The following is a 14,006-nucleotide window of genomic DNA, read 5'->3' as shown; positions in this document are numbered from 1 at the left end:
GCGGCGGTCATCCGGCTGATCCGCTCCCGTCGTGCCGGGCGGGGTGGTCCGGGGTCGTACGGGCGGCCTCCCAGTGCGGGGGCGCGTCCCTGTGCACGGCATCCGTGTGCCGCACGTCCCTGTGCCGCACGTCCCTGGGCGGTACGGCCATGGGGAGTTGCGTCGCCACGGGGGGAACGGCCGTGTGACGACCGTCCGGTGGGGAGGCCGACGGCGCGTGGGCGCCTCGGGGGCCTTCCGGGGGGGAGGAGGAGTCCAGGTGGGACGAGTCCCGGTGCGAGGAGTCCACAGAGGAGTCCCGGTGCGAGGGCTCTGGGTGCGAGGGGCCGGCGTGCGGGGATCCGGAGTGCGCTGACTCGGAGTACGAGGACCCAGCGTTTGACGGCTCCAAATGCGAAGGCCCGGGGTGCGAGGACCCGGAGTGCGAGGACCCGGAGTGCGCTGACTCCGCGTTCGCGGACCCGGGGTACGAGGACCCGTAAGGGGCCTCCGGGTGGCCCGGCGCGGAGTGACCGGACCCTGCCTTCTGCTGGGCCTCGGCGAGGCCGATGCCGCGCTGGAACGCCGCCATGAGACCGGGGTCGTGGCCGACGGGGTCCTCGGCGTCCTGGCGGGGCGCCGGGCCCCCGCGCAGTTGGGGCACGATGTGCTCCTGGGCGCGGCGCCGGGGCAGGGTGGGCTTGCCCATGGTGCCGCGGACGGTGCCGGTGCGCGGGGCGAGCGGCGCGGCGGCGTGTTCCTCGACGGTCGGCCGGTCGCCGGGCCGGATGCCGGGCACCGCCTCGGCCGGGTTGGGCCGCTCCTCGTGCGTGCCGCGGACCGGCAGGGGCGAGGGGGTGGTGCCGGGCGCGGGAGCCGGGACCGGGGCGGGGGGAGCAGGCGCGGTCGAGGCGTCGGGCGCGGGCCGGTGGCGCTGCGGGGGCGACACGGGCGGTGCGGGCCGGGCCACCTCGGGTGCGGGCCGGTGGTGTGGCTGCGGTTGCTGTTGCGGCTGCGGCTGCGGCTGCGGCTGCGGCGCGGATCGCCCGGTGTCGGGCTGGTTGCCGAGCAGCGCCTGCGGCACGACGAGGACGGCCTGGACACCGCCGTAGATGTTGGTCTGCAGCCGGACGGTGATGCCGTGCCGCCGGGCCAGCTGCGAGACCACGAACAGCCCGATCCGGCCGTCCGCGAGCAGGCGGGCCACATTGACCTGGTCGGGGTCGGTGAGCAGGGCGTTCATCTTGTCCTGCTCACCCACGGGCATGCCGAGTCCGCGGTCCTCGACCTCGACGGCGAGACCGGAGGTGACGAGGTTGGCGCGCAGCAGCACCTGGGTGTGCGGGGCGGAGAACACCGTGGCGTTCTCCACCAGTTCGGCCAGCAGATGGATCACGTCGGCGACGGCGTGACCCCGCAGGGTGCCGTCGATCGGCGGCACGAGACGCACGCGCGAGTACTGTTCGACCTCGGCGATGGCCGAGCGCAGTACCTCGGTCATGGAGACGGGGTTGCTCCACTGGCGCCGGGAGACGGCGCCGCCGAGCACGGCGAGGTTCTCGGCGTGGCGGCGGATGCGGGTCGCGAGGTGGTCGACGTGGAAGAGGCCCTTGAGCAGGTCGGGGTCCTCGATCTCGTTCTCCAGGTCGTCCAGGATCGCGATCTCGCGGTGCACCAGCGACTGGAGGCGCCGGGCGAGGTTGACGAAGACCTCCAGCTTCTGTTCGCTGCCGGCCTGGCTGGAGAGTTGAGCGGCCTGCACGACGGCGGTGACGGCGCAGTCGTGCGCGCGGGACAGGTCGGCGGCGAGCAGTTCGAAGTCGTCGGCGTCCGCGGGCGGACCGCCGCGCGGCTTGCGCTGCGGCGGCAGCTCGCCCCGGCGCAACGCCTCGACGAGGGTGCGCAGATCGGCCTCGCGGCGGGCGCTGCTGCGGCGCAGCGCGCCGACGCGGTCGTGCACCGCCCGGGCGGCGCGGCCGGCGGCGATCACGGCGATCCCGATGCCCGCGAGCGTCACACAGACCGCGCAGGCGAGCACGGCCCACAGGGTGAGGCTGGTGCGGGCGCCGGAGGAGCGGACGGTGAACAGCACGGCCGCGCAGGCGCTGAGGGCGACCGCGAGCGGGGGCAGTACGGCGAGTCGCAGCAGCTGGGGCCGTATGTGGGCCTCGGGCAGCGAGGGTGCGGTGTGGGCGACCGGCCGTCCGTGCCGCCCGCCCTCGCGGCGGTCTGCGCGTGCGGCCGGTGCGCGGAGGTGTGACATCGGGCGTCCTCGTACTGGTCCAGCGGTCGGAAGCCGGGGCGGGCGGCCCGGTCGGCGTGACACGGGCATGCGGCGGCTCGGTGCCGGTCGACGACGCCGAGAGGAATTCGGCCCTGCGTCGCCCGACGGACACTGACAGTAGTCGGCAACGCATCATGTGCGGTGGGCAGTTGACAAAGTCCTACGGCATGCGTCCCGCTCTGGTATGAGGTCTCGTACGACAGACCGATAAGCGCGCGGCGACGACGACACCGATGCCGCAATCGATCGATCCGACCTGATCAGAAGCGCTCACGAGGCGCCGGCCGCGACAGGCTCCTGGACGTCGCCACGACGGGGACGCACAACGCGGTCGCCCGGCCGCTCGCCGACCCGGACCGCCCCACGACCGACGAGGGGCCGGGGCTGATGAGCCCCGGCCCCACCGGTGCGCCGGTCCCGGACCGCAGAAGGCGATCACCTGACCGCCGGAAGAACGAGCCCGCTACCGGCCGCCCGCGAGGTCGAGGTCGCCCTGGGCGGCGGACGGCGCGGTGTCGGTGCCGCTGCCGGTGCCCCGGGTGCGCAGCCAATGGCGGGCGACGGGCGCCGTGACCGTGCGCCACCAGGGGTCCACGGGGAGCTCCCCGGCCGGCTCGAAGGGCTCACCGGGCCGGGGCAGCGCCACCGCCGCTCCGGCCGCCTCGGCCGCGTCCTTCGTCCACTCGCCGGGCTCGGCGTAGGGATGCGGGGCCAGGTTGAAGGTCCCCCAGTGGATCGGGAGCAGCACACCCGACGAGGCGTCCCCGCCCTGCAGGTCCAGATGCGACCGGACGCCCTCCTCGGGGGTCATGTGGATGTCCGGCCAGTACTGGCTGTACGCGCCGATCTGGATCATCGTGGCGTCGAACGGGCCGTGGTCGGCGCCGATGTCCCGGAAGCCCTCGAAGTAGCCGGTGTCACCGCTGTGGAATATCCGGTGCTTCTCCCCCGCGACGACCCAGGACGCCCAGAGGGTGTGCTGGGTGTTGCGCAGGCCGCGGCCGCAGAAGTGGCGGGCCGGGGTGGCGGTGAGGGTGAGCCCGCCGACCTTGGTCGACTCCTGCCAGTCCAGCTCGCGCAGCCGGTCGGCGGACACACCCCAGTGCTCGAGGTGGGCGCCGACGCCGAGCGGCACGGCGAACAGCGTGTCCGTCCCGGCCAGCGCCTTGATCGTGGGCAGGTCCAGGTGGTCGTAGTGGTCGTGCGAGATGACCACGACGTCGACCGGGCCGAGCGCGGTCAGGGGCAGTGGCACCGCGTGCAGCCGCTTGGGCCCGGCGAAGGCGAACGGGGAGCAGCGCTCGCCCCAGACGGGGTCGAAGAGCACCCGCTGCCCGTCGATCTCGGCGAGGACGCTGGAGTGGCCCAGCCAGGTCAGCCGCAGGCCGGTCGCGGGCGGTCGCGCGAGGTCGGCGGCCGTCGTGGGATACACCGGCATCGCACCGTGCGGGCTGCGACGGTTGCGGGCGTCCTTGTCGAAGTAGGTCTTCGCGAGGTCGAGCGTCGAACCCGACGGCCGGATCCGCGAAGGCCCTCCCGGGTTCTGGAAGACGCCGTCCTTGAAGTGGGGCGATCTGCGGATGCGCGCCATGCGCTCGCCGCTCGGCTCCACGCCGAAGGCCGCGGGCTGCAGCGCGCGGAGCCCGGAGCTCAGGGAACGGGAACCGGCCACGGTACCTCCAGGTGGAATCGGTGAGAGCTCCATTATGGTCCGCCCCACCGACACCATCCGCCGCCCGACCCGGATACTGACTCGTGATTCAGTACCCGCGTTCGCGCGCGAGCCGTGAACAGCCGCTGCCACAAGGAGCTTCCGTGACCGCCCCCCTCCTGTCGCTCACCTGGACCGACCACGTCACCGGCCGCCGGGGCTTCCTGGTCGTCGACCGTCTGGTGCGCGGTGTCGCCAGCGGCGGGCTGCGGATGCGCCCGGGCTGCACGCTGGAGGAGGTCACCGGACTCGCCCGCGGAATGACCGTGAAGGAGGCCCTGCACTACGACCCCGAGGCCCGTTACGTCCCCCTCGGCGGGGCCAAGGGCGGCATCGACTGCGACCCCCGGGACCCGGCGGCGTACGGACTGCTGGTGCGCTACCTGCGGGCCGTGCGGCCGTACATAGAGGCCTTCTGGACCACCGGCGAGGACCTCGGACTGACCCAGGACCTGGTGGACCGGGCCGCCGCCGAGGTGGGGCTGGTCTCGACGATCCAGGCCGTGTATCCGCTGCTCGACGACGAGGCGGCGGCCCGGCGGCGGCTCGCCGACGCGTTCGCGGTGGAGGTGGACGGGATCGGGATGGGCGAGCTGGTCGGCGGCTGCGGGGTGGCGGAGTCGGTGCTCGCGGCCCTGGACCGGGCCGGCATGCCCTACCCGGGCACCCGGGTCGCAGTACAGGGTTTGGGCACCATGGGCGGCGCCACGGCACGCTTCCTCGCGCGCGCGGGCCTCACGGTGGTGGCCGTCGCCGACGTCAGAGGCACGATCGCCGACCCGGCGGGACTCGACGTCGACGAACTGCTCGCCGCTCGGGACGCGTACGGCACGGTGGACCGCTCTGCGCTGCGGCCCGGCCTCCTCGAACTGCCCGGCGACGCCTGGCAGGCCACCGACGCCGAGGTGCTGGTGCCCGCCGCCGTCTCGTACGCGATCGGCGCCGCGGACCAGGAGCGGATCAGCGCCCGCTGGATCGTCGAGGCCGCCAACATGCCGGTCGTGCCCGAGGCGGAGGCCCTGCTCACCGCGCGCGGGGTCACGGTGCTGCCCGACGTCGTGGTCAACTCGGCGACGCACGCCTGGTGGTGGTGGACGCTGTTCGGCGACATCGGTCCGGACGCGCAGGAGGCGTTCGCGTACACGCGGCGCTCGATGCGCGCCCTGACCGACCTGGTGCTGGCCCGTGCGGAGGCCGACGGAAGCACGCCGCGTGCGGCCGCGCACGCCGTCGCCGGTGACCGGCTGCCGCTGCTCACGGAGCGCTTCGGGTCGTACCGCTGACGGGGAGGTCACCGCCCGGCCGCCGTCCGGACGTGGCCCGTTAGGGTGACGGGGTGGCGAGAGTGCGGTTGAGCGTGGCGGAACGGCGCGAGGAGTTGTTGCGTGCCGCCGTGGCACAGATCGAGGTGCGGGGCGTGGCGGCGGTCCGGATCGCCGATGTCGCGTCCGCGCTCGGCGTGAGCAACGCGCTGGTGCTGTACCACTTCTCCACGAAGGAGAAGCTGGTCGCCGCCGCGTTCGCGTACGCGGCCGAGGACGACCTCGCCCACCTCTCCAAGCTGCTCGGCCGGCGCACGACGGCCCAGCGCCGGCTGCGGTCGGCGGTGCGCTGGTACGCGCCGACGGGCCAGGCCAAGGGCTGGCGGCTGTGGATCGAGGGCTGGGCGGCGGCGCCGCGCGAGCCCGCGCTGCGGGAGGTCACGCAGGACCTCGACAAGCGCTGGAAGGCGGCCATCGCCGAGGTCATCGCCGAGGGTGTGGCGGCGGGCGAGTTCCGCTGCCCGGACCCCATGGGCGCGGCCCTGCGCCTGACGGCCCTGCTCGACGGGCTCGCCGTGCAGATCACGTCCTACGCGGGAGCCGTGTCACGCGCGCGTGCGCAGGAGTGGGTGGACGAGGCGCTGGCCCGGGAACTGGGGCTGACAGTGGTGCCGGAGACCCAACAGCAGTGAGCCTCCGCCCGGTTTCACCTGCTTTGCGGCATACGATCCCGTGGTCCGCGCCCGCCACGGCCCGAACCGGCCGGGAGCCGGACCGGCCCGCTCCGGGCACGGCGGCATCACGAGGTCGCCGCGGGGCGGCCCTCAAGCCACCGACGCGATCCGCATCTTGATGTCGTCCGGCGACAGCACGCCCTTGGCGGTGACATGGTCGCCCGACGACTCGCCCCGCAACCGACGGCCGATCCACGGCACCAGATACTCACGCGCCCAGTGGACGTCGTCCCGGCGCACGTCGAGGGCGCCGCGCGGCGGGAGCGGCGGCCAGGGCTGCTCCGGGTCGGCGGGGACGGCGAGGCGCAGGGACTGAGCGGCACGCAGCGCCACACGTGTGTGCCCCTCGGGCGACAGGTGCAGCCGGTCGTGGTCCCAGGCGCGGCGGTCCTGGACGGACTTGAGCGACCACAGGTCGAGCACCGGGCAGCCGTACCGGTCGGCGATGGCCCGCACATGCCCGTTGTAGGTGGCGATCTTGCCGCGCAGATGCCTCAGAAGGGGGACGCCCCGGGTGTCGAAGCCGGTGGTCACCAGGACGGTGCCCACGGTGGCGGTCAGCGCCGCGACCCCGCGCTCGAAGCGCTCCGCCACGTCGTCCGGGTCGGTGCCCGGCCGGATGATGTCGTTGCCCCCGGCGCAGAACGAGACGAGGTCCGGCGCGAGTTCGGCGGCCCTCTGGACCTGCTCCGCAACGATCTGGTCGAGCAGCCTGCCGCGCACGGCGAGGTTGGTGTACTGGAAGTCGCCCTCGGGTCGGCGGTCCGCGAGCAGTACGGCGAACCGGTCGGCCCAGCCGACGAACGCCCCGTCGGGGCCGGGGTCGCCGACGCCCTCGGTGAAGCTGTCCCCCACCGCCACGTACGACCCGATCACTGATCTGCTGTCACTCTTCGAATCGTCTGCCACGTCGGGACATGATTCCCCTTCGAATGTGACCTACGCGACCGTAGGAAGGGGTTGACGGACGGTGAGAAAGGCCACGGCCAAAGGATTGGTCAATTGCGGAATAAGGCCTGATGGCCGAGGACGGCACCCCCGACGCCGAAGGCCGGACCCGCGGATGGGGTCCGGCCTTCGGTGGTGTGCGGGCGACGCGCGCGTCAGCGGATCGAGACACCCTTGGAGGAGAGGTAGGCGACCGGGTCGACGTCCGAGCCGTAGTCCGGCGTGGTGCGGATCTCGAAGTGCAGGTGCGGGCCGGTGGAGTTGCCGGTGGAGCCCGACAGGCCGATCTGCTGACCCGCGGTCACGGTCTGACCGCCGGCGACGGAGAGCGAGGACAGATGGGCGTACTGGGCGTAGTAGCCGTCGGCGAGCTTGATGACGACCTGGTTGCCGTACGAGCCGGCCCAGCCCGCCGAGACGACCGTGCCCTCGCCGACCGCCTTGAGCGGGGTGCCGCTGGCGGCGGCGAAGTCGACGCCGGTGTGGTAGCCGCTGGACCACATGCTGCCCGCCACGCGGTAGGCGGTGCCGATGCCGGCGCCGTCCACGGGGGCGGTGAAGCCGGTGGAGGCGGCGGAGTCCGCGGCCTGGGCGGCGGCCGGGGCCTCGGCCGCGGCGGACTCGGGAACCTCCGCCGCCGGCTCGGACTCGTCCGAGGACTGCGACGTCTTCGCCGCCGACGACTCGGCCGAGCCGGAGTCGGAGGAAGAGGAAGCCGGCTTGTCGGCGCTCGCCGCGGCCTTCTCGCCTATCGCGAGCTTCAGACCGGGGTGGATGAGCGAGGGATTCTCGCCGACCGCCTCCCGGTTGTCCTCGTAGAGCCGCTGCCAGCCACCGCTGACATTCTGCTCTTCGGCGATCTTCGAGAGGTAGTCGCCGACCCTCACGGAATACGTCCGTGCACCCGACTCCTGGGCGGCGGACCGCTTTTCGGCGGACTGCTGCCGAACGGCCGTCTTCTGGGTCGGGATCGACGAAACGGCCTTTTCCGCGGCGGACTGGGGAGTGGCGGCGTGGGCGCCGGCGGCCCCCATCAGCGGGAGGGCGAGCGCGGCGCCACCGGTTCCGGCGACGGCGATGGAGCGGGTGAAGCGCTGGGTCTTCGGACGGCGGTGCTTACCCTTGGCGGGCATGGCGAATTCCTCTCCGGCGCCTGCGAGGTGAGCTGTCGGGTGCGGACTGGAGATGTCCGGCCGCGTGGGGACGCGGCTTTACCCCAAGCCGTTCCGGAGACCGGAACAGGCAGTTCTACCTGTGGGTCCCCCGCTCCTGCCGAACACGGGTGAGTTAGCGCGGGCACCGGGCGGCGGCAGGATTCGGCGTCCGTCCGGATCGGGTGGAACGTAAGCGACCAAGACGCAATGGGACAAGCAAGAGGTTCCACCGGAACGCCGCTTTCGTGATCCGTTCGCCCGAATTCCGGTCACACTCCGTGCAGTGAGGCGTGTGTGAATTCCATAAACGCCCTTGAAGGCATGTGAATTACGTGAACATGACAGGCGACGCTCGGTCACGGATATGACGCTGCTCACGTGACCCTGCTCCAGCTTTCCGCATTCCACGCCGAGTTGGAAGGAAAAGGCTAATTGGGACAGAAGGGACGAACATATCGAGAAGCTGCCGTTCCCCTTCATTCACCCTCCTGGCGTCCACTCCACCCGGCCCGTTACCCGATCGGGGGAGTCACCCGCCCGGCCCGTGGACAACCGCTCCGACTCCCGGTGACCACCGGTGGACAACTCATTCGCACGGGAACGCGTGTCGTATCGTCGGGGACGCGCCCGTCGACGAGCCGCGCCGGCGGGGCCGATGGGAGGGAGCCCCCGTGACGCAGCAGGTGCCGTCGACCGAGCCCGAACTGGCCGGAGTGCGCAACTTCCGTGACGTGGGCGGACTGCCGACGGTGGACGGGCGCCGGGTACGGCAGGGAGTGCTGTTCCGCAGCGGCCATCTCGCGCACGCCACCGCGGAGGACGCCACGTTCCTGGCGTCCCTGGGGCTGCACACGATCTTCGACTTCCGCAACGCCGCGGACCAGAAGCTGGAGGGCCCGGACGTCGAGCTGCCGGGCGTGCGCAACGTGAACCTGCCGCTGACGGACCCGGCGGACGGCGCGGAGTTCTGGAAGATGGTCCGGGACGGCGACGTGGAGCAGCTGCGCGAGATCCTGGCCGACGGCAAGGCGGCGGACCGGATGATCACCTCGTACCGTGTGATCGTCAAGGAGCGCACCGCCGAGCACTCCCAGGTGCTGCACGCGCTCGCCGAGGACAGCGTCCCCGCGCTGATGCACTGCGCGGCGGGCAAGGACCGCGCCGGCCTGTCGATCGCCGTCACGCTGCTCGCGGTGGGCGTGGAGCGCGAGGCGATCCTCGCCGACTACCTGGAGTCCAACGCCAAGCACCGTCGCTACAAGGTGCACCGCAACAGCACCTCGACCTCGGCCTACTCCCCGGAGGTCATGGAGCTGCTCAGCCCGCTGTTCGACGCGCGCGCCGAGTACCTGGCAGCGGCGTTCGAGACCATCGGGGAGACCTGGGGCGACGTGGACACGTATCTGACGCAGGGGCTCAGCGTCACCCCCGCGACCCGGGAGCGACTGCGCGAGCGCCTGCTCGACTGACCCCCGGGCCCTTGCCCGGCCCCGACGCCTACTTGGCCCCGACCTCGAACAGCAGGTAGAGGAAGGCGGCGAAGAGGTGCCCCGCCACGATGTAGATCAGCAGACGGACCCAGATGGCCCGGGGAATCTTCTGCTCGAGGTCCTTCATGGCGTGTCTCCCGTGACGGGGCCGAGGCACAGCGCGGCCGTGGGGCTCTGCAGCAAGGTGTGGACGAAGAGGAGGTCGACCCCGCCCGGATCCTGGGCGGCGATGCGGTGCGGGGTCAGTGAGTCGAAGTGGGCGCTGTCGCCCGGGCCGAGCCGGTGTGCGGCGTCCCCGAGGCGCAGCCGCAGCCGTCCCGTGAGGACGTACAGCCACTCCTCACCGGGGTGCACCCGCACGATGTCGCCCTGCGAGCCGTGCGGCACGTGCACCCGCAGTGCCTGCATGCCCCGCCCGGAAGCACCGGCCTGCCAGTACGTCCAGCCACCCGCGCCGGTGGGCTCCATGTCGGCGGCGCGCACGATGGCGTCCCGGTCGGGAACCGTCTCGCCGAGCAGCTCCGAGACGGTCGTACTGTAGACGCGGGCGAGCGCCAGCAGCGTCGGCAGCGAGGGCTGGCGCTGCCCGGTCTCCAGCCGGGACAGATGGGCGGGCGACAGTCCGGCCGCCCGTGCGGCGGCCTCCAGGGTGAGGGCGGCACGGCGGCGGAGGTCGCGGAGCTGCGGGGCGACGACCGGCAGGACACCGGCCGCTTCGGCCCCGAGCTCTGAGGAGGAGCTCATGCCTCCATTCAGCCGGAAGCTTGCCTCTGAGGCAAATTTATTGCCTCAGAGGCAAACCCGCCGTGGACCTCACGGCGTACCCGGCGCGGTCAGCGGTTGGCCACCGCCTGCTTCACCAGCGTCTTGCCGAAGTCCCACACCAGCCCGCCCCCGCTGTGGGCGTCGTCCATGACGTCCGTGAAGGCCGCCACGAACCGGTCCACCTCCCGCTCCCCGATGATCAGCGGCGGGATCAACTTGATCACCTCCAGATGGTCGCCGGAGACCTGGGTGAGGATCCGGTGCCGCTGGAGCAGCGGAACGACGACCATCTGCGCGAAGAGACCCTTGCGAGCGGCCTGGAGCACGGCCCAGCGGCTGCGCAGCTTCAGCGACAGCGGCCGCCCGAACTCGATGCCGATCATGAGCCCCCGGCCGCGCACGTCCGCGAGCAGCTCGTACTTGTCGACCAGCGCGGCGAGCCGGGACCTGAGCAGTTCGCCCGTGGCCCGGACGCCCGCGACGACCTGCTCGCTCTCCATGACGGAGAGCACCGCGAGCCCGGCCGCCATGGCCTGCGCGTTGGAGCCGAAGCTGGCCGAGTGGACCAGCACCCGGTCCATCGACGAGTAGACCTTCTTGAAGATCCAGTCCTTGCCGAGCGTGGCGCCCACCGGCACATAGCCGCCGGAGAGCGCCTTCGCCACGCAGACCAGATCCGGTTCCACGCCCTCCTCGTGCTGGTAGGCGTAGAAGTCGCCGGTGCGGCCGAGGCCCGTCTGCACCTCGTCGGCGATGAGGAGCGCCTTGTGCCGGTGCAGCAGTTCCTGTGCGGCCCGCAGATAGCCGGGCGGGGCCTCGTGCACGCCCTTGCCCTGGATCGGCTCCACGATCAGCGCGGCGACGTCGCCCTTCCTCACCTCCCGTGCGAGGGCGTCGAGGTCACCCAGAGGTACGGCGGTGTCGGGCAGCAGCGGGGCGAAGCCGTCCCGGAAGCCCGCCTCACCGTTCACGGACAGCGCGCCCGTGGTCAGGCCGTGGAAGGCGTGCGCGCAGTACAGGACCCTGGGCCTGCCGGTCACGAACCGGGCGAACTTCAGCGCGGTCTCCACCGCCTCCGTCCCACTGTTGCCGAAGAACACCCGGTCCAGGTGCGGGCTGTGCGCCAGCAGTCGCTCGGCGAGCAGGCCGGGCAGCGGCTGGCAGTCGAACCGGGTGAGGTCGGCGAGTTGTGCGTCCAGGACGTCGTGCAGCGCCTTGCGGACGACGGGGTGGTGGCGGCCCAGGCCCATCACCCCGAAGCCGGCGAGCATGTCCAGGTAGTCGTTGCCGTCCGCGTCCCAGAAGTGGGCGCCCTCGGCGCGCTCGTAGACCTTGTCGAAGCCGATGGTGTGCAGCATGCGCGGCAACTGGTGGTTGAGGTACCGGGCGTGCAGGTCGTAGCGCTCGGCTCCGCGCTCGGCGAGCAGCGCGCCAAGGTCGAACGCGCCGCCGGGCGCGGGCTCCGGCAGTGGGGACGCGGATTCCGCGGTGGTCATGGGTGGGTCTCCTTGGACAGCGATTCCCCGGCGACGGTCGCCTTGGAGGACTGCTCCGGCACCGGTACGACGGCCCCCGTGGACGGCTTCTTCGGTACGGCCCGCTCCCGGTCCGCCTCGGCGGTCTCCCGGGACCGCACCTCCCGGACGGCCAGGCTCGCTCCGATCCGGCCGGCGATCTCGACCGGCGTGAGGCCGATGTCGGCCAGCACCTCGCCCCGCTTGGCATGCGCCAGGAACTGCTCCGGGATGCCGAAGCGCCGTACCGGCACATCCACGTCGGCGTCGCCGAGCGCCAGCGCCACGGCGGCACCGACCCCCGCGGCCCGGCTGTTGTCCTCGACCACGGCCACCAGCCGGTGCCCCGCGGCGAGGCCGGGCAGCGCGGGGTCGACGGGCTTGACCCACCGCGGGTCGACCACCGTGCAGCCGATCCCCCGTGCCTGAAGCAGTTCGGCCGCCTGCAGGCAGACCGGCGCCATCACCCCGACGGCGACGAGCAGCACCTCGGGCGCCCCGGCCCGGTGCAGCACGTCGATGCCGCCCACCCGGTCGACCGCGGGGACGGACGGCCCCACGGACTCCTTCGGGAACCGGACCAGCGTGGGCGCGTCGTCGACGGCGACCGCCTCGCGCAGCTGCGCCCGCAGCTGGTCGGCGTCACGCGGCGCCGCGATCCGCAGCCCGGGCACGACCTGGAGGACCGACATGTCCCACATGCCGTTGTGCGAGGCTCCGTCGACGCCGGTCACTCCGGCCCGGTCGAGGACGAAGGTCACTCCGCAGCGGTGCAGCGCCACGTCCATCAGGAGCTGGTCGAAGGCGCGGTTGAGGAAGGTGGCGTAGACGGCGACGACCGGGTGCAGGCCGCCGGTGGCGAGGCCGGCCGCGGAGACGGCCGCGTGCTGCTCGGCGATCCCGACGTCCCACACCCGGTCCGGGAACCGCTGGGCGAACTTGCCCAGGCCCACCGGGTGCAGCATGGCCGCGGTGATCGCGACGACGTCCTCGCGCTCCTCGGCGATCCTCACGATCTCGTCCCCGAACACCGAGGTCCAGGACGGCCCCCCCGCGGGCGCCAGCGGCTCACAGGTCAGCGGGTCCATCACACCGACGGTGTGGAAGTGGTCCTCCTCGTGCGCGAGGGCCGGTTCGTAGCCGCGCCCCTTCTCGGTGCGGCAGTGCACCAGCACCGGCCCGTGGAAGCGTTTCGCGCGCCTGAGCGCCGACTCGACGGCCCGCACGTCGTGCCCGTCGATCGGCCCGACGTACTTCAGACCGAGGTCCTCGAACATCCCCTGGGGCGCGAACGCGTCCTTGAAGCCCTTCTTGGCGCCGTGCAGCGCCTCGTAGAGGGTGTGCCCGACGAGCGGCGTGCCCTGGAGCACGTCCTTGCCCCAGGCCAGCACCCTCTCGTACGAGTCCGTGGTGCGCAGCGCCGCCAGGTGGTTGGCGAGGCCGCCGATGGTGGGGGCGTACGAGCGCTCGTTGTCGTTGACGACGATGATCAGGGGCCGGTTCTTGGCGGCCGCGATGTTGTTCAGCGCTTCCCAGGCCATCCCGCCGGTCAGCGCGCCGTCGCCGATCACCGCGACGACATGGCCCTTCTCCCCCCGCACCTGGCGCGCCTTGGCGAGCCCGTCGGCCCAGCCGAGCGCGGTGGAGGCGTGGGAGTTCTCGATGACGTCGTGCTCGGACTCCTCGCGCGAGGGATAGCCGGACAGGCCGCCCTTGCCGCGCAGCTTGGAGAAGTCCTGACGTCCGGTCAGCAGTTTGTGCACGTAGCTCTGGTGGCCGGTGTCCCACAGGATGCGGTCGGCCGGTGACTCGAAGACCCGGTGGAGCGCGATGGACAGTTCCACCACGCCCAGATTGGGCCCGAGATGGCCGCCGGTTCTGGCGACCGCGTGCACCAGGAACTCCCTGATCTCTTCGCACAGTTCACCAAGTTGCGCCTCGGACAGCGCCTTCAGGTCACGTGGTCCCCGGATGCTCTCCAGAATCGTCACGCTCGGGCCCCCTCTCGGTCCGTGCCTTGTGTCAGCTCACAGTCACTGCCGGTTTCCCCGTGCCGGCGGGGACGCCCGTCGCCGCCCCGTCCGCCTCCATCTGCTCGGCCAGCTTCATGGCCTCTTCGATCAGCGTCTCGACGATCTTCGACTCCGGGACGGTCTTGATGACCT

Annotated in this window: 11 protein-coding genes, 1 pseudogene and 1 riboswitch; of the genes and pseudogenes, 3 read left to right on the top strand and 9 right to left on the bottom strand. The window is 72.3% G+C overall.

All coding sequences use genetic code 11. From position 1 onward, the window contains the following. Window positions 1-7: 7 nt before the first annotated feature. Both AB0O67_RS17875 and AB0O67_RS17870 read right to left on the bottom strand, forming a co-directional pair. Window positions 8-2,242 (bottom strand): ATP-binding protein, encoded by a 2,235-nt coding sequence (locus AB0O67_RS17875; RefSeq protein ID WP_365451045.1) that lies wholly within the window; start codon window positions 2,240-2,242, stop codon window positions 8-10. Window positions 2,243-2,726: 484 nt separating this feature from the next. Beyond that, on the bottom strand, window positions 2,727-3,935 hold the full coding sequence (locus AB0O67_RS17870; protein ID WP_365451043.1) for an MBL fold metallo-hydrolase: 1,209 nt from the start codon (window positions 3,933-3,935) through the stop codon (window positions 2,727-2,729). A 143-nt stretch (window positions 3,936-4,078) separates the two neighbouring features. Here AB0O67_RS17870 and AB0O67_RS17865 point away from each other — a divergent pair, with 143 nt between their 5' ends. Together AB0O67_RS17865 and AB0O67_RS17860 are read left to right on the top strand one after the other, a co-directional pair. Further along, the gene (locus tag AB0O67_RS17865; protein ID WP_365451041.1) at window positions 4,079-5,257 is read left to right on the top strand and encodes a Glu/Leu/Phe/Val dehydrogenase dimerization domain-containing protein; all 1,179 of its coding nucleotides are present in this window, start codon (window positions 4,079-4,081) and stop codon (window positions 5,255-5,257) included. A gap of 53 nt (window positions 5,258-5,310) precedes the next feature. Then, window positions 5,311-5,928 (top strand): TetR/AcrR family transcriptional regulator, encoded by a 618-nt coding sequence (locus AB0O67_RS17860; protein ID WP_365451039.1) that lies wholly within the window; start codon window positions 5,311-5,313, stop codon window positions 5,926-5,928. A 132-nt stretch (window positions 5,929-6,060) separates the two neighbouring features. Here the strand turns inward: AB0O67_RS17860 and AB0O67_RS17855 are convergent, their stop codons facing one another. Further along, window positions 6,061-6,846: an SGNH/GDSL hydrolase family protein gene (locus tag AB0O67_RS17855; protein WP_365451103.1), complete on the bottom strand. Its 786-nt coding sequence runs from the start codon at window positions 6,844-6,846 to the stop codon at window positions 6,061-6,063. 227 nt (window positions 6,847-7,073) lie between these two features. Next, the gene (locus tag AB0O67_RS17850; RefSeq protein WP_365451037.1) at window positions 7,074-8,051 is read right to left on the bottom strand and encodes a M23 family metallopeptidase; all 978 of its coding nucleotides are present in this window, start codon (window positions 8,049-8,051) and stop codon (window positions 7,074-7,076) included. Window positions 8,052-8,055: 4 nt separating this feature from the next. Continuing rightward, a riboswitch (cyclic di-AMP (ydaO/yuaA leader) is annotated at window positions 8,056-8,221 on the bottom strand. Window positions 8,222-8,743: 522 nt separating this feature from the next. On the opposite strand from AB0O67_RS17850, the gene AB0O67_RS17845 reads away from it, so the two are divergent. Then, window positions 8,744-9,541 carry a tyrosine-protein phosphatase gene (locus AB0O67_RS17845; protein ID WP_365451035.1) on the top strand — a complete coding sequence of 266 codons (798 nt, stop codon included), beginning with the start codon at window positions 8,744-8,746 and terminating at the stop codon, window positions 9,539-9,541. Window positions 9,542-9,569: 28 nt separating this feature from the next. Here AB0O67_RS17845 and AB0O67_RS17840 read toward each other — a convergent pair whose 3' ends face one another. From AB0O67_RS17840 to AB0O67_RS17820, 5 genes and pseudogenes are all read right to left on the bottom strand, one after another. Further along, window positions 9,570-9,689, bottom strand: coding sequence for a DUF6126 family protein (locus AB0O67_RS17840; protein ID WP_365451033.1), 120 nt, complete (start codon window positions 9,687-9,689; stop codon window positions 9,570-9,572). After that, window positions 9,686-10,306, bottom strand: coding sequence for an XRE family transcriptional regulator (locus AB0O67_RS17835; protein WP_365451031.1), 621 nt, complete (start codon window positions 10,304-10,306; stop codon window positions 9,686-9,688). The genes AB0O67_RS17840 and AB0O67_RS17835 overlap by 4 nt, the downstream gene beginning before the upstream one ends. An 89-nt stretch (window positions 10,307-10,395) precedes the next feature. Next, complete coding sequence (locus AB0O67_RS17830; protein WP_365451029.1) at window positions 10,396-11,823, bottom strand: aspartate aminotransferase family protein; 1,428 nt, start codon at window positions 11,821-11,823, stop codon at window positions 10,396-10,398. Beyond that, a complete protein-coding gene (gene dxs, locus AB0O67_RS17825) occupies window positions 11,820-13,832 on the bottom strand; it encodes a 1-deoxy-D-xylulose-5-phosphate synthase (protein ID WP_365451027.1) in 2,013 nt (670 codons plus the stop codon). Before dxs ends, AB0O67_RS17830 begins: the two co-directional genes overlap by 4 nt. A gap of 31 nt (window positions 13,833-13,863) precedes the next feature. After that, a pseudogene (locus tag AB0O67_RS17820) lies at window positions 13,864-14,006 on the bottom strand (4-hydroxy-3-methylbut-2-en-1-yl diphosphate synthase); the annotation flags it as partial.

The organism is Streptomyces sp. NPDC086077, from assembly GCF_040686175.1.
In the GTDB taxonomy this organism is placed as follows: domain Bacteria; phylum Actinomycetota; class Actinomycetes; order Streptomycetales; family Streptomycetaceae; genus Streptomyces.
This window is presented reverse-complemented; position numbering and strand designations above follow the sequence as displayed.